The organism is Gloeocapsopsis sp. IPPAS B-1203, assembly GCF_002749975.1.
In the GTDB taxonomy this organism is placed as follows: Bacteria; Cyanobacteriota; Cyanobacteriia; order Cyanobacteriales; family Chroococcidiopsidaceae; genus Gloeocapsopsis.
On record NZ_PEIG01000007.1, the window covers coordinates 187,345 to 209,249 of the forward strand.

At 42.4% G+C, this 21,905-nt stretch carries 16 protein-coding genes; 4 read left to right on the top strand and 12 right to left on the bottom strand.

Annotation, left to right across the window (positions count from 1 at the left end):
- Nucleotides 1-5: 5 nt before the first annotated feature.
- Nucleotides 6-905 carry an EboA family metabolite traffic protein gene (locus CSQ79_RS14535; RefSeq protein WP_099701889.1) on the bottom strand — a complete coding sequence of 300 codons (900 nt, stop codon included), beginning with the start codon at nt 903-905 and terminating at the stop codon, nt 6-8.
- A gap of 716 nt (nt 906-1,621) precedes the next feature.
- On the opposite strand from CSQ79_RS14535, the gene CSQ79_RS14540 reads away from it, so the two are divergent.
- The 4 genes from CSQ79_RS14540 (at nt 1,622) to CSQ79_RS14555 (ending at nt 6,580) form a co-directional block, all read left to right on the top strand.
- Nucleotides 1,622-2,260, top strand: a complete 639-nt coding sequence (locus CSQ79_RS14540) for a hypothetical protein (protein ID WP_099701890.1) — start codon at nt 1,622-1,624, stop codon at nt 2,258-2,260.
- A gap of 113 nt (nt 2,261-2,373) precedes the next feature.
- Nucleotides 2,374-3,345, top strand: coding sequence for a DUF1822 family protein (locus CSQ79_RS14545; RefSeq protein ID WP_099701891.1), 972 nt, complete (start codon nt 2,374-2,376; stop codon nt 3,343-3,345).
- A gap of 30 nt (nt 3,346-3,375) precedes the next feature.
- Nucleotides 3,376-5,760, top strand: coding sequence for a CHASE2 domain-containing protein (locus CSQ79_RS14550; RefSeq protein WP_099701892.1), 2,385 nt, complete (start codon nt 3,376-3,378; stop codon nt 5,758-5,760).
- 1 nt (nt 5,761) lies between these two features.
- Nucleotides 5,762-6,580, top strand: coding sequence for a DUF928 domain-containing protein (locus CSQ79_RS14555; RefSeq protein WP_099701893.1), 819 nt, complete (start codon nt 5,762-5,764; stop codon nt 6,578-6,580).
- Nucleotides 6,581-6,701: 121 nt separating this feature from the next.
- On the opposite strand, the gene CSQ79_RS14560 is transcribed toward CSQ79_RS14555, so the two are convergent.
- The 11 genes from CSQ79_RS14560 to CSQ79_RS14615 all read right to left on the bottom strand — a co-directional run bounded on the left by CSQ79_RS14560 (nt 6,702) and on the right by CSQ79_RS14615 (nt 21,823).
- Nucleotides 6,702-9,293, bottom strand: coding sequence for a CHAT domain-containing protein (locus tag CSQ79_RS14560; protein WP_099701894.1), 2,592 nt, complete (start codon nt 9,291-9,293; stop codon nt 6,702-6,704).
- The gene (locus CSQ79_RS14565) at nt 9,245-11,005 is read right to left on the bottom strand and encodes a ShlB/FhaC/HecB family hemolysin secretion/activation protein (protein WP_099701895.1); all 1,761 of its coding nucleotides are present in this window, start codon (nt 11,003-11,005) and stop codon (nt 9,245-9,247) included. Before CSQ79_RS14565 ends, CSQ79_RS14560 begins: the two co-directional genes overlap by 49 nt.
- The gene (locus tag CSQ79_RS14570) at nt 10,995-13,793 is read right to left on the bottom strand and encodes a beta strand repeat-containing protein (RefSeq protein WP_099701896.1); all 2,799 of its coding nucleotides are present in this window, start codon (nt 13,791-13,793) and stop codon (nt 10,995-10,997) included. The genes CSQ79_RS14565 and CSQ79_RS14570 overlap by 11 nt, the downstream gene beginning before the upstream one ends.
- An 870-nt stretch (nt 13,794-14,663) precedes the next feature.
- The gene (locus tag CSQ79_RS14580; RefSeq protein ID WP_099701898.1) at nt 14,664-15,587 is read right to left on the bottom strand and encodes an NAD(+) kinase; all 924 of its coding nucleotides are present in this window, start codon (nt 15,585-15,587) and stop codon (nt 14,664-14,666) included.
- A gap of 4 nt (nt 15,588-15,591) precedes the next feature.
- Nucleotides 15,592-15,897 carry an NADH-quinone oxidoreductase subunit NuoK gene (nuoK, locus tag CSQ79_RS14585; protein ID WP_041918524.1) on the bottom strand — a complete coding sequence of 102 codons (306 nt, stop codon included), beginning with the start codon at nt 15,895-15,897 and terminating at the stop codon, nt 15,592-15,594.
- Nucleotides 15,898-15,966: 69 nt separating this feature from the next.
- Entirely contained in the window at nt 15,967-16,608 is a 642-nt protein-coding gene (locus CSQ79_RS14590) for an NADH-quinone oxidoreductase subunit J (protein ID WP_099701899.1), read from the bottom strand.
- Nucleotides 16,609-16,702: 94 nt separating this feature from the next.
- Nucleotides 16,703-17,284 (bottom strand): NAD(P)H-quinone oxidoreductase subunit I, encoded by a 582-nt coding sequence (gene ndhI / locus CSQ79_RS14595; protein WP_099701900.1) that lies wholly within the window; start codon nt 17,282-17,284, stop codon nt 16,703-16,705.
- Between the two features lie 44 nt (nt 17,285-17,328).
- Entirely contained in the window at nt 17,329-18,447 is a 1,119-nt protein-coding gene (gene nuoH / locus CSQ79_RS14600; RefSeq protein WP_099701901.1) for an NADH-quinone oxidoreductase subunit NuoH, read from the bottom strand.
- Nucleotides 18,448-18,776: 329 nt separating this feature from the next.
- Entirely contained in the window at nt 18,777-19,913 is a 1,137-nt protein-coding gene (locus tag CSQ79_RS14605) for a citrate synthase (RefSeq protein ID WP_099701902.1), read from the bottom strand.
- A gap of 99 nt (nt 19,914-20,012) precedes the next feature.
- Complete coding sequence (sixA, locus tag CSQ79_RS14610; RefSeq protein WP_099701903.1) at nt 20,013-20,504, bottom strand: phosphohistidine phosphatase SixA; 492 nt, start codon at nt 20,502-20,504, stop codon at nt 20,013-20,015.
- Between the two features lie 50 nt (nt 20,505-20,554).
- Nucleotides 20,555-21,823, bottom strand: coding sequence for a DHH family phosphoesterase (locus tag CSQ79_RS14615; protein ID WP_099701904.1), 1,269 nt, complete (start codon nt 21,821-21,823; stop codon nt 20,555-20,557).
- Nucleotides 21,824-21,905 lie beyond the last annotated feature (82 nt).

Consider the following 21,905-nt stretch of genomic DNA (forward strand, 5'->3'; position numbering starts at 1 on the left):
GCGAATTATCGTACATCAGCGCCGAGGCGATCGCAGCTAAAGCTACTCCATGTCAGATCGCCGTGATGAATTGCTGCTTGTAAATTTGGGTAACGTGCTAGTAATTCTTGGGCTTGTGGTAGGGGAGAGTGCGCACATGCTAAAGCTGCGGCTTCTTGCTGCACAATATCATCTGTTTCTAAGACTTCTGCCAAAACTTGCAACTCTTTAGCAGAATATCCAACAAAGCGCCATAGTTCAGGTGTCACACTTCGTTTTGCTGCCCAGCGTTCGCGTACATAATCAAGCAGCATTCTAGCTAACTCTGGATTGGCACGGCGATCGCTACCTTGAATAAGATACAACGGACTCTCCACAAAAACTGCTTTGAGGATCATTTGATTCCAAGCAAGATCGTCAAAATATTCTGCTGGATAAGGATTACGCAAAGCAACAGCATCAAATACAGTTGTCATATTACTTCGTACTCCCTCTGCTGCTCTAGCACAATGCTTTTCTGGATGTGGCAGTAAGGGTAAACTTTGATACAAGGCAACTAATTCTCTGACATCTGCTGTTGTGAAGACTTGTTCGAGTATCCATAAATATTTCTCAACATCTGCATGAGGTAAGGATAAAACAACCAACGCCCGCCCTGCTTGATCGACACTCCAGTGCTGAGGATTCCAACCAGGGCGAATTGTCTGGGCTGCTAGCAGATCTTCTGCTGATAGGGCTAATGATTTTTTACCAAGATAGCGAGGTACTGCACTAAAAGTTGTATAAAAGACTCGTTGTGTTGCTCCTTGAGCGATCTGGTTTCTTTTTTCTGCCAACCAACTTAGACTTGTATGAGGAATCTGCCGTGATAAGCAGTTGTGTAACAGTTTTGTTACTTGAATCACATCATAAGTTGCCGACTTCATAAAGCTTGATACAATTAACTTCTCGCTAATCTTAATTTAAAGAGAACATACTCCAAATCACCAAAACCGTAATGTATAAGTTTTGTTGATTTGGAATCTTGAGTACTGTACGAAGCTTTACTGAGAAAACGCTTGATGCTTGAGTTCGGATTGCTGACGTGGTTCTTGTGACGACACTACAAGCAAGAATCTCACTGATGCTGCAATTTTACAATAGAAACTTAAAGAAAAATTAAATAATACAGTCTTAAGGGGCATTCGCTGATGCTATAACATGCACAGAAAATAGGTAAAGAGGGTAAGTTACTGATGTCTAGAGTTTTTGCGAACCAAGATTGCCAATTGCAAGTATATAAATTAAAGAAACAGCTTTGTGAAAAAGACTTGCATAATTATTTTTTTTGCTACTGATAATTTAGATAGCAAGTATCTTAAGGAGCAACAGCCGTTACAACTAATCGTTAAAGTAGCGATCGCATGATAGCCAGATAACTGGTCTGTCATAGCCAGGCACTTTGCTATTGATAGTTATGGATAAGTTTACTTATCAAACAATTATGTAATGTTTTACGCACTCATTCTTTCTTGACCAGTGTTCAATTTCAGATTCTTAACAGCAAATGAATAGACGGAATACTAAGCAAAAGGAGTACAAGAATTACTGATGAATTTTAGTTATTTAAAGTTCAATTTTACTTGTGTTCAACAGAGCTGATATGGATCAACTAGAAACACAACTACGTCAGTTAATAACAACAACTTGTCAATATAAACAATACAGTGTTGAACGCCAGCAAGGTTTAACAAAGATTGTGCGCGCGATCTACAAATCTGGCAAACTCTGGAAGGATACTTCTCCTTATTATGAGGATGCACTGCAGAAAACTTGGCTATATTTCTGCCGCAATTTGTGCGAAGCAAATACAGGGGAAAGATACGATCCAAATCGTAGTAGTGTGACTACTTGGCTAAATGCTTATTTGAGGCGACGGCTACAAGATTTTCGTGTAGAAGAATATGAAACTCTTACTCAAACTGCCTCATTTCAGACCACAGAAGATGAGGTTATTGACACTACAGCTGCTTTGGTTGCACCACCTGATATTCCACCTATTCTAGAAATGACAATTACTTGGGCGAAAACTGACTTTGATGGCGAGTTACGTCGCGTTCATATTCAAGGACACCCGAAAGTTAATTGTCAAGTATTAATTTTACAAAGGCTACCTCCAGAAACAAGTTGGGAAAAGATATCTGAAGAATACCAGATTTCAATTTCTACTCTGACAAGTTTTTATAGAAGGCAATGTATTCCTCGCTTGCGTAAATTTGGTGAATCTCAAGGTTATTTATGATGAAGCTTTAAATGGTATATTAGTGCTTTTTTATTTGATTGCTACTTAAATATAAGTCAAAAAAATGCCGCAACTTGCAGGTAAAAAATAATACAAAATTGAGAATTTAAACTATGCCTAAAAATACTAAGCAAATACAAGGATTTGCCTTGCCACTACCTATTACTCAAATTGCACAAGAAACTGCCCAAAAATTCATTGATCAAGTACAAGATTTTCCAGACAAGGTAGAAAAAATAAAATTAAATACCCTAGCTGTTTGCATAGTTGATAACTACTTACAGATGATGGGAATTAACACAAATATTACAGCTAGTGATAGTTGGAATCCAGTGCTGCGGTTGTGTGCTGATATTGCTGACTTAGAAGTGTCAGGACTTGGTCGTTTAGAGTGTCGCTGGCTACGATCGCCCTCAATGCAATGTGATATTCCCCCAGAAGTGTGGGAGGATCGAATTGGGTATGTTGTCGTACAGTTTGATGAAGCACTCCGCGAAGCAACATTATTAGGGTTTACTCCAAAAGCGATCGCGCAGTTACCGATTGACGAGTTACAACCACTCGAAGACTTACTCGCACATTTGAATGAATTAAGGTTGAATATCGATCAGCAACCATTAGTGCAGTTAAGTCAATGGTTTAATCAGGTTTTTGAGACAGAATGGCAAGCTATTGAAACAATTCTTGGATCGGCACGAGCTAATTTAGCATTTAGTTTCCGCAGGTCTGATCCCTTAGTGGGAGGCACAAACGAGAATCGCGAAGACCGTGTTCGACGTGCTAAATTAATTGATTTAGGAATGCAACTAGCAGGTCACGCAGTAGCTTTGATTGTTGAACTGCGCTCGGTGTCTGACCAAAAGATGGATATTTTGCTACAAGTCCATCCTACAGGTAGTCAAATTTATTTACCAACCCAACTACAGCTAACTGTCTTGGATGCTTCTGAAGCAATTTTCCTTGAAGCTCAAGCAAGAAAAGCCGATAATTATATTCAATTACAGTTTAGTGGCAAACCAGGAGAAAAGTTTAGTGTGCGAGTAGCGCTTGGCAATGACAGTATAATAGAAAACTTTATGATTTAGTTTCATCACCGCGCCTGCAGGAACACCGTAGTGGCTAAGTTAGTTGTTTTAAAAGTAGGCGAAGGAAGCTTTGAGCAGGGATTCCCTGTAACGATGCAAATAGGAGAAGAAGGCGATTCTCCGGCAATCCAAACTTTAGGTAAGCTACCACCTGCTCCAGAAATTCCTCAATATTACAATTGCTGGCAATCAGCATATCTTTGTTTAGGTTGGTCTACCCGTCTAGAAGCAAAGCCTATTCAAGTAACAAACGTTTCAGTGATTGATGATTGCTGGCACGCTGTACAAGTTCTACGCAACCGTTTAAATAGCTGGATACACTCTGAGTCTTTTCGTTCGATTCGGGAAAAATGGTTAGAAAAATTGCTGCCATCAGATGAGATTCGAGTTATTTTGCAAACAGAAGATGAGCTTTTGCAACGCTTACCTTGGCATTTCTGCGATCTCTTCGAGCGTTACCCTAAAGCAGAAATTGCCCTTAGCACTCCAGCTTACGAACGAGTCAAACAAGTTTCTCAACTCAAAAATAAAGTCACTATTCTTGCCATTCTTGGTGATAGTACAGGAATCGATACCCAAGCAGATCGGGCTTTGTTAGAAAAACTGCCTGGCGCAACTGTGCAATTTTTAGTTGAACCACAACGCCAAGAACTCAACAATCAATTATGGAGCCAAGGCTGGGATATTCTTTTTTTTGCAGGGCATAGTTCAAGTTTGGCGAATGGAGATGGTCGAATTTGTATCAATCAAACTGATAGCTTGTCGATTAGTGACTTAAAATATGCACTCAAAACTGCTGTAGCACACGGCTTAAAGTTAGCAATTTTTAATTCTTGTGATGGTTTAGGATTAGCTCGCGAACTGGCTAACTTATATATTCCGCAAGTGATTGTCATGCGGGAGCCAGTACCAGATAAAGTCGCGCACGAGTTTCTCAAGAATTTTTTGTATACTTTCGCGGGTGGTCAGTCTTTTTATTTATCAGTACGCGAAGCACGCGAGCGTTTACAAGGATTAGAAGATCAGTATCCTTGTGCAAGTTGGCTACCTGTGATTTATCAAAATCCTGCAGAGAACCCGCCGCTGTGGACAGCCCTATCAAATCAACTTGCTGTTGATCGCAGTAGAAATTACCAACATCCTCGGAGATCGCTCAAAAAAATAGGATTACAGCGCCTACGGACAATAATGCTGACGAGTATAGCTGTAACATCTGTCATTTGGGGAGTGCGCCATTTAGGAGCATTACAACCTTTTGAACTGAAAGCCTTCGATCAACTAATGCGATTGCGATCGCATGAAGGAACTGATCCGCGCTTATTGGTTGTCGCCATTACTGAAGACGATTTCAAAATACCAGAACAGAAAAATCGCACCGGATCGCTATCTGATTTAGCACTAGCACAACTTTTAGCAAAATTAGAGCAATATCAACCGCGAGCCATTGGTTTAGATATTTATCGCGAAGATGCCGTAAATCCTCAACAAGAAGATTTAGCAAAGTATATGCAACAGAGCGATCGCTTTATTGCTGTATGTAAAATTAGCGATCCAACTGCAACTGAAGATCCGAGTGTGGCACCACCGCCTGAAGTTCCCGAAGCACGTCAAGGATTTAGTGATGTTGTTCTTGACCCTGATGGTATTCTCCGCCGATATCTTGTCGCAGTCAATCCGCATCCTGCTTCCATTTGCGGCGCACCTTATGCATTTAGCACGCAACTTGCATTTCGTTACTTAGCGGCGAATGGGATTTTTCCTCAGTGGACACCTGAAGGACAATTACAGTTAGGTGATATTGTTTTACCGCGCTTGCACTCGCACACCGGAGGTTATCAAACAATTGATGCTGCAGGCTTTCAAATGCTGCTCAATTACAATTCTTACCAATCGCCAGAAAATATTGCGAGCAGAGTTACACTAACTGATGTTTTGCGGAATCGAGTTAGACCTGATGATGTTAAGAATAGGATCGTTTTGATTGGTGTGACTGCTCCTAGTGTTGGCGATTATTTTGCGACACCTTATAGTACCGGTGGAGGGACGTATCAAAAAATGGCTGGCGTGTTTATCCACGCTCAAATGGTCAGTCAACTACTCAGTGTTGTCAAAAATCAACGACCACTGTTGTGGGTGTTACCGCAGTGGGGCGAATTATTATGGATTTGGGGCTGGTCGATTTTGGGTGGCTTACTTGCTTGGCGCTACCGTTCAGTATTACATCTAGAGCTAGCATTAGCAATTACAGTTATTGTGCTGTCTGCGCTATGCTCTATGTTCTTTTTACTTCAAAGCTGTTGGGTGCCGCTTGTACCATCAGGGTTAGCATTAGTTGCGACTAGCGCTGGTGTTATCGTACAAAATACCTCTCAAAAACAGGGACAAAGTACAAAACTCTACTCAGGGAGTACTTAACATGAATTTTTACTGGCAGTGTTACAAATTTGCCCTGATTGGGTTAGCAGTTATTGGTGTATTCCCAGCAAAAGTATACTCTGTTCCCAAAATAAAGGTAGAACAACAGGTCATCGCCAGTGCCACAGGGCAACTTAACTTTACTCCGCCTCCACCTCCAGTGAATATTGGAATTCCAGGCGATCGCACTGGTGCAGGTAGACGTGGCTGTTTAGTTAACAACGATTCAGTAGATAATAAGCAACTCACAGCTTTAGTGCCAATAACCAAAGCCGCTACAGGTTTAGAGGTAGTATGGGGACTGACAACGGTTGAGCATCCCACCTTCTGGTTTTATGTACCTTATCGTGCTCAGGACGTCCATTCTGCTAGGTTTGTTTTACGCACAGCAGATAATCAACTTGTTTATCAAACTTCAGTTTCACTGCCAAATAAGCCTGGGGTTATTAGTTTGACTTTGCCTACAACGGTAGCATTAGAAGTCACAAATCAATATCACTGGTATTTCAACATTTATTGTGCCGAACGTAAGCCACCAACGGCTATTGTTCATGGCGGAATCCAAAGGCGTGCCATTACTCCCACCCTCGCTAGCCAATTAGCGCAAGCAACTCCACAACAACAAACACAGCTTTACTTTGCTAATGGATTTTGGTTTGATGCAGTAACGACACTAGGGCAGCTACACTACCACAATCCAAGTGATATGGCAATAGCAAAAAATTGGACTGATGTATTGCGCTTTGTTGGCTTAGATGCGATCGCTTCTGAACCCATTGCCTCATGTTGCGATCTCATGCAGCAAGTCAGAAGAGATTGATAAAGCTTGGCGAATAAATTCGCAGTTAAACAAACAAAGTCCACCTCCGTGGACTACATTAATGAGAGTGTAGCGGAGGCACACTTTGTTTGGGTAGCCCCGACTTCAGTCGGAGGGCATCTTATAGCCAATTTCCCACTAATACGTAGGCAGACCAATACATTGGATGAGCGTAATTAGGATTTTTTAATAGTGACAGTTGCGCTTGACGCAAAGCGGTAGCTTTATTAACTTGACTGCTTGCTAATTCGGCATAAAATTGACTCATTAATAAAGCTGTGGACTGGTCATCTACAGACCACAAAGATGCTAGCGTGCTGCGTGCTCCAGCTCTCACGGCAATTCCGGCAATACCTAAAGCTGCGCGTTTGTCGCCAGTTGCAGTTTCACAAGCGCTAAGAACCAGAAGTTCAATTGCGCTAGACGAGTTTTGAGTGCGATTGCGGAGTAAATCATTTAACTCATTAACATTGATTGGCTTATCCCATGCGAGAATAAAAGTCTGCTCAATGTTAGAACTAAATTGACCGTGAGTTGCCAAATGTACGACAGGAAATGACTGTGAGTTAACTTGCTTTTGTAGTGCTTGGCTAGTGAAATCTTGATTGAGTAATACTTGGCTGGAAACTTCAGATGTGATTTGCTCGATTTCGCTTTCAACGTAACTCAACCCTTCAAAACCATAACGAGGTTCACTGAGTCCCGCTGTTAAGGCTTGTAATCTTTGCTGCTGTAATGGCTGCGGGTCAATTAGTTGTAACCCTGGTGCTAGGGCAATACTATACTGTTCTATAAGATACTGCTGGCGCTGTGCGTCATATAATGCTGCCATAGGAATATTACGCAGCGAACCATCTAAAACAAAAACCAAAGTTTTGATATCACTCGCATTGAGTGCAGTTAGTTGAGGACGCACTAACCATTCATACACTTTCTGAGACAGTGCTTGCACTTCGGTGAAAGTATCTGGTTCAATCAGATTTTGTTGAAGTTGCTCTAGGGTAGTTTCAAACTCGGTTTGTGAAATATTAACGGTGTGATGGCGCAGTGGTTGCTGTGGTAGTTTGATAATGACTTCGAGGCGATCTCGTAAAATAATTGGATAGATCGCGGCTGCGGTTTGATCTTGCTCGTCTACAATTTGATCGATCTGACGATTTGCATCTAAACACGCTGCACGGAAAAAGTTATTTAGCTCTGCTAATTGCAGCGATTCGATTGTTTGACGGGCTTTTTGCAAGTTCTGTTGACTTGGTTGAGTTCCGTTCGATTGCAGTAGTAAACTGACAAGTTCGCGATAAACAGGTTCAACTTCTTCTTGAAAAGAAAACTGAACGTCAGGGTTAATTGCCACTAAATCGTAGCGGAGAGTTTGCAGTGATTGCACTGAATCATCGTAAGCGGCGATCGCTTTTTCTGTATTGCCTTGAGCTTGCAATAGACGTCCGAGTTGCCATTGCCAACGATAGGAAATATCTAATGCATTAATTCCTTGGGCTAATACGAGTGCTTGTTGCGTTAATTCTTGCGCACTTGTCCACTGTTGAGTTTGTTCGTACAATCCTCCCAAGTTTCCTAAAGCATAGCTTATGGCGCGTGGATCTTGGAGGTGTTTTGCTTCTTGTACGGCGGTAGCGAGGAGTTTGCCAATCTCCAACCATGAAGGAATCGCTATTTGGGATTTTTGAGGCTGCGCTTGGTGCAAGCGCATCAAGTTTTGTGCCAAGGTAATGCGAGCATAAACTTTTGTCTGACTTGTCGGTAAGTTTGCTAGGTGAGAATTAATTTGAGGCAATAACGCTTGTGCTGTGTTGAGATCGCCTGTTTCGAGTAATAAGCTGAGTTGATTGAGTTGTGCTTGCAGTTGTGTGCTTGCTGTAGACGATACACTCGCAGCTTGTTGATAGTAGGTTAATGCAGCTTGTGGGTTTTGCTGCAATCGCACAGTGTTCCCCAAACTTGTTAATGTTGCGGCAATTTCTTCTGGCGATCGCAATTCTTGAGCTAATTTAAGACTTTGTTGCAGTACTTGCTGTGATTGACTGAGATTTCCCACAACACGCAGCGCATTCCCCAAACTACGTAACCCAGTAACTTTAATTGCAGTTGGCTGTTGTTGTAGAGTTTGATTCGCTTGGTTGAGTGTCGTTATTGCACGGCGGTATAGCCCTAAAGCTTGCTGTGCTTGGGCTTGATTAATTAGGCTACGTGTAACGCCAACGCTATCTGCTGCTTTGGTATATGCTGCAGTTGCTTTTTGCCAGCTGTTCAGTGCTTGTTCAGCTTGTCCTTGAGCAAATTGCAAACTTCCTTGATTATTCCATGCTTGGGCGAGAACTTGTGCCTGTTGGGGGTTTGTTGCAGAAGTTGATAACAGTTTTAGACTCGTGGCGATCGCCTGATTCGCTTGCGACCAATTTCCTAATTGTTGATACGCTAAAGCAAGATTGCTCAACGCCATTGCTTGATTTAAGCTGTCATCACGCTGTTGATAAACTTTTGCGGCTTGCTGCCAAACTACTGCGGCTTGCGCATATTGTCCAGTTGTGTAAAGTTCTCTTCCCTGCTGAATCGATTCAGAAGTAGAGCTACTGAATGATACATCTGCTACCCGCGCCCAAGCTGGCGATCCTCCACACCAAACGAGAAAAGCAACACCCAACGCTAAAATGGGCTGGCGACTACGGAAAAATACACGCCGTTCTCTTGCCATGTTCTTCGCTCCGATGTGATATCAACTAAAGGAATGCCCCAGTCAATGCGGGCGGTGAGATTATTACCTACTTGCAAGCGTAAGCCAAGTCCGACCGAAACTAACGTACTAGTATCAGGATTGGCGTCTTCAGCGTTCCAACTCGTGCCAATGTCTACAAACGGAGTCAATTGTAAAAGTCCTTGCCATTCGGGAATGCGCGAAATGGGTACACGCAACTCTACGGAAGCAAACGCACCGTTATCAGTTAACAAAGCATCTTGACGATAACCACGAACACTGTCAAATCCACCTAAACTAAAGCGTTCTACTGGAACCAAGGATTGATCTGCCAGTTGTACGTCACCGCGCACCAAAAGTAAAGTATCAGGAGCTAAAAGACGCACCCATTGAGCTTGTCCCCGCCAAGAGAAAAATCGACTATCAGGAGCATCATCGTTAATTGTGGCATCAAAGGCACCGATACCTACACTAAATTGCGATCGCGCTGCAATGACTTCGCGACTACCACGCTGCGTCCATTCTTGAAAAAAGCGTAGAGCAGAAATACGTGTACGTCCTTCGTCATCTGCCCCAGGAGAGAGTTCTGATAAAGGAACGCCAAATTCTTCGAGGACACTTGATGCAAGATTACTTTCTCGGCGAGATGCGGTTAATCCAAGAACGAATTCTGCTGAAGGACTTTGACTGATTGGTTGGCGAAATGTTAAGTCGTAGTAGCGCGAATACGAGTCAATTTCTAAAAAATCAAATGGCGGCTCGATAACACTGCTATCTGCTGCGCCTACATTTAAGCCGATAGTGCCGTTGCGTGGATTGATTGGTAGTGCATAGCTAACATCAAATGTATTGCTACCGTCGGTATTGTTATATCCAACACTAATGCTGTCACCAAATCCGAGGAGATTTGCTTCATTGATTTGTCCGCCACGCCGAAAGCTACCGACACTAGGCGATCGCCTGTTGTCTCCAATCACTTGTATATTAAATGTTCGGGCTTCCTGTACTTGGATATCGAGGACATTCGTTCCAGGGCGCGAACCTGCGGATAATTCAGCAGATAAATTTTGAATGCGCGGATCGAGTTGCAAGAGTTGCAGTGCTTCTAAGAGGCGTTGTTGATTTAAAGGTGCATCCGTACGAACAGCAATGCGCGATCGCACGTAATTCGGGTTAAGACGTTGCGTACCTGTAATGTTAATTGCTTCTAACTCGCCTTCGACTACCTGAATTGTCACGACTCCTTCTTGGAGTGTCTGCGGTGGAATTAAAGCGCCTGAAGTGATGTAGCCGCGATCGATGTAGAGTTGAGTAACTGCCGAACGTGCTTGCAAAAGTTCTGCAAATGAAATTGGACGATTTGTAAATGGTGCTAGTAACTGCGCAAATTCTGCTGCACTAAATACTGTACTACCGACAACATCAAATCTCTTAATAACAACGGTATCAAGTATTCCTGGTAAAGGTGTTGGTGGTGATGGTGCTATAGATGGTGGCTGTAGTAACTCTTCTGGCGGTGGTAAGGGTTCAGTCGGTGGTTGTGGTGGTGGTGTCGGGCTTGGTGGCGGAATGACATCCTGAGGAGGTGGTAGCGGAATTGCTTGGGCAAGATCGATTTCTGCTGCTGATGTCGCAGCAATCTGAGTGTTGATAACAAGTAACACAAGCCCACTCAGCGAAAATTGTAGGCGGCGAACAAGTTTATGGTGCATTGCAAGCAACAGCCGTAGACAAAGGATTATGAGTTGTAGCAGTTGGCACTTGTGCCATCAGTACTACTTCGCCATTGGAGCCTATCATCCATCCCTGTGCTTCTACAAGAGATTTTGGCTGAGAATTGTTAAGGTCACTTGCAACAGTATTTAATGTTGGAGATGCTTGAGTCTGTATAGGAGTGCCTAAATCTGCTAACACGGAATTTGCATTAATTGCTTCGCTAGGAGTTGGTGGTAATCCACCGCGCCCAGTAATGATAAATTCACTTGTGTTTGTCGCAATGCTTGTATCCGCAGCGCATCCTTGTGCAACTAGGTTACTGACATCTACAGGCTGTTCTGGTAAGGAAACTAAACCGCGACTTGGTTCATCATCTAAAACAACAATTTCGACAACGCCGTCAACTCCTTGTGCGGAACTTGCAGAGATCACACTATCAGGAGAAAGAAAGAAGCCTTGCGTTGCAATGCGGATATTTCCACCACTTCCTGTAAAGGCGTTAGCAGTTACAGCACTATTTCTAGTAGCAAAAAATAATTCTGTACTGATATCAATATTACCACCATCACCACCAGCATTTGCCGTACCAGCGGTAGCTGTAATACTACTATTGTCGCGTAAAGCAACATTGCTTCCTTGAAGTGAAATTTGTCCGCCTGCGCCTTGGGTAGTTGCAGTAGAAATTGTGCCTTGATTGTCGAGGAATATTGAAGGTGCAGTTACTTTAATTTGTCCCGCATCGGCGATCGCATCTCCCCGAACTCTTGCTAAGAAACCACTCGCTGCACCATCATTATCGACGCGATCGGGTGTTTGTTGCAGTCTGTCATTGTAAGTGCGATCGCTTCCCGAAATATTGACACTATTTGCTGCATTAACTGTAATATTACCTGCCATACCTTGATTAAAGGCAGTCGTTAAAATTTGTCCGCCATTCGTAGCAGCAACGTTTGCTGCATTGACTGTGATATCTCCTCCAGGTGCAATACCGCGAGTCCGCGCACTGATAACTGCACCATCGAGAATGTTTAAATTGCCTGTATTGACTTGAATATTCCCACCACGTCCGGTAGCATTTGTGTCGGTGAAGGCGAATAAACCGCTAGAAGTTGTACTAGGGATGTCTCTTGATAGTGTTATTGCATTAGGGTTAGCGCTACTCAGCGTGACGAATTCAGAAGCATTTATAAAAATATTGCCTGCATTGCCAACACCATTTGTACTCGTACTAATACTTCCACCATCAGTAATGTTTAAACTTCTAGCATTGATTTGAGTATTTCCTGCATCTCCTAATCCTATAGTGTCGTTGTAGACAACACTATTTGCTAAAGAAACTGTATTTGCTGTAATATTTATGTTGCCGGCGCGTCCTGCTTCGTCAGTAGTATTAGAAGATATACTTGCGCCATCAGTTAGAGAAAGTGTATTGGTTTGGATATTAACTTCACCGCCACGACTAGCAAAAACAGAGGCTGCGGTTCCAATAAAACTTTCATTTCCTGCTAAGGAAACGGAGTTATTAACATTTATGTATACGTTACCTGCTGCGCTTCCTGGTGTAGTAGCTTGAGCATTTAGACTACCACCATTTTCCAGCAGGAGAGAATCTGCATTAATTTGAATGTCTCCTCCATCTCCTTGCGCAGAACCCAGCAGTGATGTATAAATACCTGCATTATTTGCGATCGCTACATCCTTTGCTTCAATTAATACTGTTCCAGCATTACCGTTCGCACGTGAATTAACTGTGGAATTAATATTAGAAAATTCGTCTAATAAAAGCGATCCTGCCTTTATTTGAATGTCACCAGCGTTACCTACTGTACCTGGTTGTACTTCGTTAGTAAGTGTAGCCCTTATAATTTCTATACCTTCTGTAGCATTTAAACTAATATTTCCTAGTTGAGTATTAGTTCCTTCAAAGTCTGCTCTAACACCTGCTTGAATATAACTTTGAGCAATATTTATGTTTTTAGCATTGATAGCAATGCTACCGCTACCATCTCCAGCCACACTAGCAATTATACCCTGACTAATTGATACATCACCTCTCTCTATATTTGTCGGAAAACTCAAGCTCAAATTCTTACCATTAATATTATTCAATCTTACTGCTCCTACACCTAAAACTCCTCCTAATTCAAGTCGCCCGCTAGGTGCAACTAAATGTTCTATATTCAAATCCCCAACTACATTAATATTGCCACCTAATAACAGCAAGCTTTGAGCATCAGGAAGAAAAATTAGTCCATCATTAAGTTCTATCCTGGGCGGAGGTGATGTTATTTGATTAAATAAAAACGCTGAAGGATTTACAGTCAGTAATTCTGCGTTATTAGCAGGATTAACATTAAAGCTCCCTTGACCGTTAAACTGAATTGCATTAGCAGTAGTAGCAACAAAAGAACCACTAACATTAACAAAAGCAGTAGGACCAAAAATAATTCCGTTTGGATTAATTAAAAATAAATTAGCATCTCCTACAACATCTAACGTTCCCAAGATATTAGAAGAATTTCCACCAGTTACGCGGGTGATAATATTAGTTACCCCTGGATCGCTAAAAGTAACTTGTTGGTCTGAATTAATATTAAATTGAGAAAAGCTATGAAAAAGATTTTCTCCGGCTTGAGTTCCACCTGTAATTTCACACACTGTGGCACAAGCTGCAGGTGCCGTTGGTGTTGTACCATCAGGAATAATTTGTGCTTGAACTGAGTTAGGTAAAATCCCTAAAAAAAGATTTCCGAAAATCCAAAAAAGATTGATATTATGCTTCATAAGTAAAGACCTATTTTTTTCAGTCTTTTAAGATATTTTGAATTTAAATAACTAAAATTTAGGTTTAATACACAAAGCTTGCTTTAATGATTAAACCATATTAATAGAAAAAACGAGCTGTAAAACGAACTATCTCTAGATGTATTGCAACTCGTCTCTATTTTTTAAGATTGTTTAAGAGTTACACTATATTACAAGTTAATGTGTAAGTTGCACTGGAAATTGGAAAATGCAACGTTTTAGAACCTGCTGTGATGTGCAGATTTTGATTATTGCTCAGTATAGTTCCTGTTCTAGTTTTTACTGAAAGTGTAACTGTACTTGTAGCACTAAAAGATCGATGTACACCTATGCTTACTGCTACACCTGCGGTCATCCCACTCGGACCCCACACTGGGTTAGGTGGTGCTTGAAAGTTTAGTGTGACTGTACCTAGTGAACTATTACATTTCAGCGTTTGAAATGTTACTGTAGCCATTACAAGTAGTTCCTTATAAATATTTATACTTAATTCAGCAAGAAAACAGGGATTTCTCCCTGCATTGCCGTCATAATTAATCTCAATGCAACTACATTGTATTTCGGAAAAATTTAGTATTTTTTTGATCAAAAATAGTTCTTATGTAGTCTCAAGCTCAAGCAGAGTAAGGATGAGCAAGAAATTAACTAATTTGGTTTGTTAGAGCTTTTCTATATTTAAAACATGAAAGCTTTAAATTTATAAAGATTAAAAAAAACTTGATAAAAAGAAAATAAAGCAACACAAATTATGCCTACGTTCATAGGTGTATAAACTTGTAATTGCACATTCAGTCTGCGAAGGCAGACTTTGTTTATGTAGCTGCGACTTTAGTCGCCAAGCCAACCCAATTAATTATCGCGATGATTATTACTGTAGCGAATCCTCGCGCCTGCCCACTGTAACTTTTCACGCAATGTTTGATAGTACGAATAATTTTCTCGTAAAATAATAAACTTGGCACGATATTCCGCCATACGGATATCAACTCTTTGACCAGGCCAAATCGAAGTTCCCAGGACACTATCAGTCCATAACTTTGTATTCAACTCATAGTCTGCCAAGGGCCAAATACTAACAACTGAACCCGCAGGTAATACTATCGGACGACTCGAAAGACTCATCGGGCAAATCGGAGTAACCGTAATCGCCTGCATTCCATCATGCACAATTGGACCATTTGCCGCCACGGTGTATGCTGTAGAACCTGTAGGTGTAGCGATAATCAATCCATCACCTTGGTATTGATCAACAACCTCGCCATCAATTTCCATTTCCAGGATCGAAGTAATCATCCGATCCGCCGATGCGGGTTTGACACAAATTTCATTCAGGGCGAGAAAGCGATCGCTGACAGGATCGAGATTGCTACTATTTCCCTCAAACACTTGGGCTTGTAGCATCATCCGCCGCTGAATCGCATAGAAATCAGAGGCTAACCGATCAAATACCTGTTCTGAATCTTTAAATATTTCAAACGACTCAGTTAAAAACCCTAAATTCCCGCCGACATTCACCGCCAAAATGGGAATACGATCTGCTGCTAAATTTCTCGCCGCTGATAAAGCTGTACCATCTCCTCCAAGTACCAAAGCCATATCAATCGGCTGTGTTGACGATGCCAAAAATACTGGGTATGGATTATCTTGCGGTCCACTAGGTCCCATAAGGACGCGACAGTTGCGACTTTCCAACTGCCGCGCACACTTTTCTGCCCAGCTTTTACTTAATGAATCTCCGGCTTTGTGAGCAATGATAACTTGATTAAGCTGCACGCACTTACCACTTCAAGAGGTTAAATTGCTCCATATCTACAGTATCGCGGTTGCGATAGATTGCTAAGATAATTGCCAATCCTACAGCAGCTTCGGCAGCAGCAACAGTAATTACAAATACTGTAAACACCTGACCTTTAATTTCTAGTGGATCTAAATAACTAGAAAATGCCATTAAATTAAGATTTACCGCATTTAGCAGCAATTCAATTGACATTAATACTCGAACGGCGTTACGGCTAGTAATTAGGCCGTAAATTCCGATACAGAATAAAGCCGCAGCTAGCAAGAGAAAGTACTGAAGTTGCATTCTTAATCTATCCTCAAAATCGTACACAAAAGCCTGCGATCGCAGGCTAAACTCGCAAGTTATGTAAGTCTACTCACTGCGACGATTATCGTCTAAATTACTTGTTTTATCACTAGAAATTCCGACTAGCTCGCGAGGGCGTTCTGGTAAGGTTAATACAGGTTGCTGCTGCTTGTCAGGCGTCATAACTTGGTCAGGCAAAAATTCGCGCCGCGCTAAAATGATCGCTCCAACCATTGCCATTAATAGTAGAACGGATGCTAGCTCGAAAGGCAACAAAAAGTCACTGAAGAAGTGTTGACCAATTAAAACAATTGTAGTGTCGCTGGAAACTGACTCAGTAGAATATGCCCAAGGCGTAACCAGAACCATCGTACTTAACAAAACAAACAGTCCAGCACTGACGATCGCTGTCATTGTCGGACGCACCCAAGCATTCGGCAAAGGTTTAAAGTCTTCGCGCTTATTCACCAACATAATGGCAAACAAAATCAGCACGTTGACCGCCCCAACATAAATCAAGATCTGGGCTGTTGCCACAAAGTCAGCATTCAGCAGCAAATAAATTCCTGAAATACTGACAAAAACGCCTGCCAGCAAAAAGGCAGAGTAGACAATATTAGAAAATAGCACAACACCAAGGGCTGAACCAATCATCATGGCAGCCAAGATGGCGAACGAAACAAGTTGTACTCCTTCAGCTAAATTCACCGCTTTTTGTCCTTTGTTAGTTGCTAATTGCTAATTGCTAGAGGTTTACGACTCCAATAACAATTAACGCTCCTCACCCACTTATTAAAAAATACTATTCCTGCTGTTCTACGAGTTCTTCTGGATGTAATCCAGCACCACGGGTATTTGCAGGTAGATCGTGGGGTGATGTAACACCTTTGGGTAGGTAAACCAATTCGCGTAATGGTGTCACCATGGGGTCATCTGTCACTTTGTAGGGTAAACGTCCCAGCGCTACGTTGTCGTAGTTTAATTGATGGCGATCGTACGTACACAAGTCGTATTCTTCTGTCATTGACAGACAGTTTGTTGGACAGTACTCTACACAGTTACCACAAAAGATACAAACACCAAAATCGATGCTGTAGTGCTTCAGTTTTTTCTTTTTACTAGCTTTGTCAAATTCCCAGTCAACGACAGGTAAATTAATTGGGCAAACCCGCACGCAGACTTCGCAAGAAATACACTTATCAAATTCAAAGTGAATGCGACCTCGGAAGCGTTCAGAAGGAATTAGTTTTTCGTAGGGGTACTGTACAGTAACTGGTCTACGCCGCATATGATCGAAGGTGACAGACAATCCTTGACCAATATATCGCCCAGCCTGCACCGCCTCTTTCGCGTAATCACCGACTTGTTTGAGGAACTTTATCATGGTGTGTCTCTCTCTTTATGTAGCTGTTAGCAATGGGCTAATTGCTATCCACCAAAGGCAGCGGGAAAGGCAAGCTTCAATGCTGCTGTTAATAGTAGGTTTGCTAAACTGACGGGGAGTAAAAACTTCCATCCTAAATCTAGCAACTGGTCAATTCGTACTCTGGGTACAGTCCAACGCAATAAGATTGCTGTAAACACGAGAAAGTAGGCTTTGAGTACGGTCATGGTAATGCCTAGTGAGGCATCTGCTATTTCTAACCAAGGACTTGTTTCGCTGATACCCAACCAACCAGCCAGTAACTCGATGGGGATAGGAGATTCCCAACCCCCTAAATATAAAACTGTGACAAGGAGCGCTGATAGTACCAAGTTGACATAGGATGCGACATAGTACAGCGCAAATTTCATCCCTGCATATTCAGTTTGATATCCTGCAACAAGTTCTTCTTCTGCTTCTGGTAGGTCAAAGGGCATTCTTTCGCATTCTGCTAATGCTGAGATCCAGAAGATGAGAAAACCTATTGGCTGTCTCCAGACGTTCCAACCAAAAATGCCATAGCCTGATTGCTGTTCGACAATATCAATGCTACTCAGGCTATTCGACATCATCACTACAGCTAAGACTGCGAGTGCTAAAGGAATTTCATAGCTAATTGACTGTGCAGCTGCCCTTAAGCCTCCTAGCAGTGAGTACTTATTGTTTGAAGCATAACCAGACATTAACAATCCAATTGGTTGCACGCTGGACAAGGCAATCCACAAAAATACTCCAGTAGCAACGTTTGTCACTGCCAGATTTTCACCAAACGGCACGATTAGATACGACAAAAAGACTGGTAGGACGACAATGATTGGTCCTAAAGTAAATAGCCAAGGATCGGACTTTGCTGGAATAATGTCTTCTTTAAAGACGAACTTGATACCATCGGCAACAGGAGACAGTAAGCCAAATGGTCCCATAAATTCTGGACCAATCCGCTGCTGGGCGGCGGCTGAAATTTTCCGTTCTTGCCAAATGGTAACTAGTACTCCTACAGTCGCGCCAATTAACATTAGTACCATTGGGACTGGCATCCAAACAGCTTTGGCTGCACCTGCTGGTAGCCCTAAGTCGATCAGCGATTTAATGAAACTTCCTTGGAGGTCAATTCCTGTACTCATGTTTTCTTTGGTGAAGTTGTCGCATGATGGCGATCGCCATCTCCGCTGTAATTAATATTTGTAAATTCATCCCCTATTTTCATTCAGGGTCTATCTCTATTGTGAAGATATTTTTACCTTTCACTGCTTAGTATATCGCTGTCTGGTCAGCTCCAAAAAACCTTCACTGAGAAATTCTACTTATACCTGTGTTTAGGTTTGCTGTCTTTGAAAGGGGTCGGAGGTCAGGGGTCGGAGGTCAGGGAGTTATGAGTTCTCAGTTTTGAGTTATGAGTTAAGAAAACTCTGTTTAATTCAAAACTCAAAACTCAAAATTCAAAACTAAATTTTCACCGTTGCTCAACAGGCGTATACGAAACGTCGTGATGACCTGTATACACTTGAGTAGGTCGAAAAATGCGGTTTTCAGCGATTTGCTCTTTCCAGTGGGCTAACCAACCGGCGACGCGGGCGATCGCAAATACTGGCGTAAATAAGTCGGTAGGAATTCCCATCTTCCTATACACTAAACCAGAGTAAAAGTCAACATTAGGGTAAATTCCTTTGTGACCTAACTTTTCGGCGATCGCGCGTTCTAATTCAACGGCAATATCGTAGTATTTGTCGTAGCCGAACTTATCAAACATCTGCTCAGCTAGCTTTTGCAAGATTGTTGCTCTGGGGTCTTTGACTTTGTAAACGCGATGTCCAAAGCCCATAATTTTTGCTTTACGTTGCAACCGATCTTCTAGATAGGAGCCGACATTTTCTACTGAGCCAATTTCTTCAAGCATCCCGATAACTTCTTCATTGGCACCACCATGTAATGGTCCGCCTAGCGTTCCTACTGCGGAAGCAACAACTGCGTAAGGATCTGTCAGTGTAGAAGCGGTGACTCGTGCCGAGAATGTTGAAGCATTCATAGTATGTTCGGCATGAAGTGTCAAGCAAACATCAAAAATCCGCGCCATTAATGGGTCGGGTTCGCGTTCGCTGAGCATATAAAGAAAGTTGGCAGAATAGTCCAAATCGTCGCGCGGGCGTACTGGATCGTTGCCTTTACGCATCAACTGAAATGCCGCAACCATTGTGGGAATTGTAGCGAGTAGTCGGACGACCGCGTCTCGAATATAAACAGGATTATCTAAGTCGCGGCGCGAATAAAATAAACCAAGTGCTGCGGCAGAAGCTTGCAACGCATCCATGGGATGACCACTTTCAGGGAAACTTTTCATCATGTCCCGAATGCGGTATTTAATTCTTCGGTGGTAGCGAACTTCGTGTTCAAACTCTATCAATTCGTCCTTGGTGGGTAGCTTACCCCAAATGAGAAGATAAGCTGTTTCCAAAAAGGTACTATTTTCCGCAAGGTCTTCAATGCGGATACCACGATACTCTAGTATTCCCTCTTGTCCATTAACAAAGCTAATACTAGATTGGGCGGCAGGAATGCCTTCTAAACCTGGCTTAAATTCGCAGACGGACATGGCTCACCAGCTGCTTGCTTGTTAGTACAATACTCTACGCTAACTTACCAGAAACTGGTGTTGTGTCGCTCTTTTTACCAGAAATAACTGTAAAGCTGGTCACAACAAAAATTTGGGTGCAGTTAACCAAAATAACTGGCTTTGACCAATCGGTGAATCTGCTTCTGGTAGCGCTATTCCAATGATACCTGCTTTTTTCAGTACTAGTTTGGCACGATCTTCTCCCCAAACAAGAATTTCTGCCCACTGCCCTAGATTTGGTTGATGACCGACGAGAGCTAATTGTGTTTGTTGAGAGTATTGTTGCTCTTTGAACCAATCTAACCAATCATAGATACTGCCATTAGGCGCTAAGTGGGCAGATTCACTTATGTTGCGACTGAGTTTACAATCATGCAAAATTTTTGCAGTTTGCTGCGATCGCACTAAAGGACTGGTTAACAAAACATCAAACCGTATGCCCAAATCATACAAGCGCTGGGCAACTTGACGTGTTTTATTGTGCCCTTTGTCGGTGAGCGATCGCTCTTCGTCAGCAAGACCTATTTCTCTCTCTTGTGCAATGCCGTGTCGAATGAGATAAAGTTCCACTACCGTTGCCAAGTAAATTTTCAAGCACAGGCAATCTTGCCTATCTCACTTTACTCTGTTTGAATTGGATTATCTCTAGGATTGACTAAGCGCAAGAGCTTTTGCTTAATTTGGGTATCAAACACTTCCCACTTTTTCTTGGCATAGTCTGAAGTTTCGATATAACCCGACAGAAAACCGATCGGAATTTCAAAACCACCAGCACTGGTGCGCCCACCACCAAAAAAGCGCCCGTGACTGTCTTGTCCAAATGCTTCCTTGATAAATTCATCAGGATCGAGTGTCAGTTTTGTCGTTCGTAACGAGCCAATCACAACTTCGAGTTCTTCGTCTTCGTCGTGAACAATTCCGTAGACTACTGCGGTGTGGACGTTTTCTTCTGTCACTAAAAAGTCTGCTGCTTGGGGAATGGCATCGCGGTCGTCGTAACGTAAGTATCCTACACCAGCAATTGAGAAGTTATTTTGCACCATGCGATTTTTCAGCGATCGCTCTATGACATCCATCACTCGTTTAGAGCGATTTGCTTGTAAGATGGCATTGAGCAACTGCGCATCATAAAATCGACTCAAATATGCAGCTGCTAAGAAATCATCTTCTTGGGCTTGCATCAATCGATCTGTATCTGAGCGCAAGCCATGCATGAGGGCGGTTGCACACTTAATATGCTGTGCCACGCTACTATCTAACTTAAGTAATCCCGCTTGCAAATACTGCGTAAAGATGGTTGCTGTGGCGCGAACTGTTGGACGTAAATCTGTAAATTCGGCTTTTAAATCGCCTTGTAAGCTGTGATGGTCAACAACTGCTGCGATCGGGATTCCACTTTCTTGAATAACTGATAGTAACTGGCTGGTTGTTCCCTGGTTGTCTATCAGCGCACATCCTGTATACATTGACAAGTCTTTACTTTTAGCTGCTTGCAATGTCCAACGTTGTGCTGGTAAGCCTGTCAGTTTAACTAATGCAATGTTTTCTTGATGACTGAGTGTACCTGCATAGACAATATCGCATTGGATTTCATATTCTTGAGCAATTAATTGATAAGTCCAAGCACTAGAAAGTGCATCTGGATCAGGAAAATCTTGCAAAATGACAAGCTGACGTTCCTGCCTATGTTGCTCAAATACTTGCCGCAAAGCTTCTGCTTTTTGCATAACTACTGAGTTACTTCTCTGGGCTGGATAGCCCAGTTCACTCATTGCAATTGAAGATGTGTCAGGAGCAGGTAATTCCACCGATGCGATTAAATGAGGGTCTTCTTTCGGCTCTGTCTGAGAATACGAATTATTTAACGCGTGAGACGAATTCAAATTCATAAATTGAATTGCTGTGAGTGTGAGGCGCGAACTGCAGTCAACAGCCTTCTGATATTCAAGTGGCTATCGAAGCTTCACACTA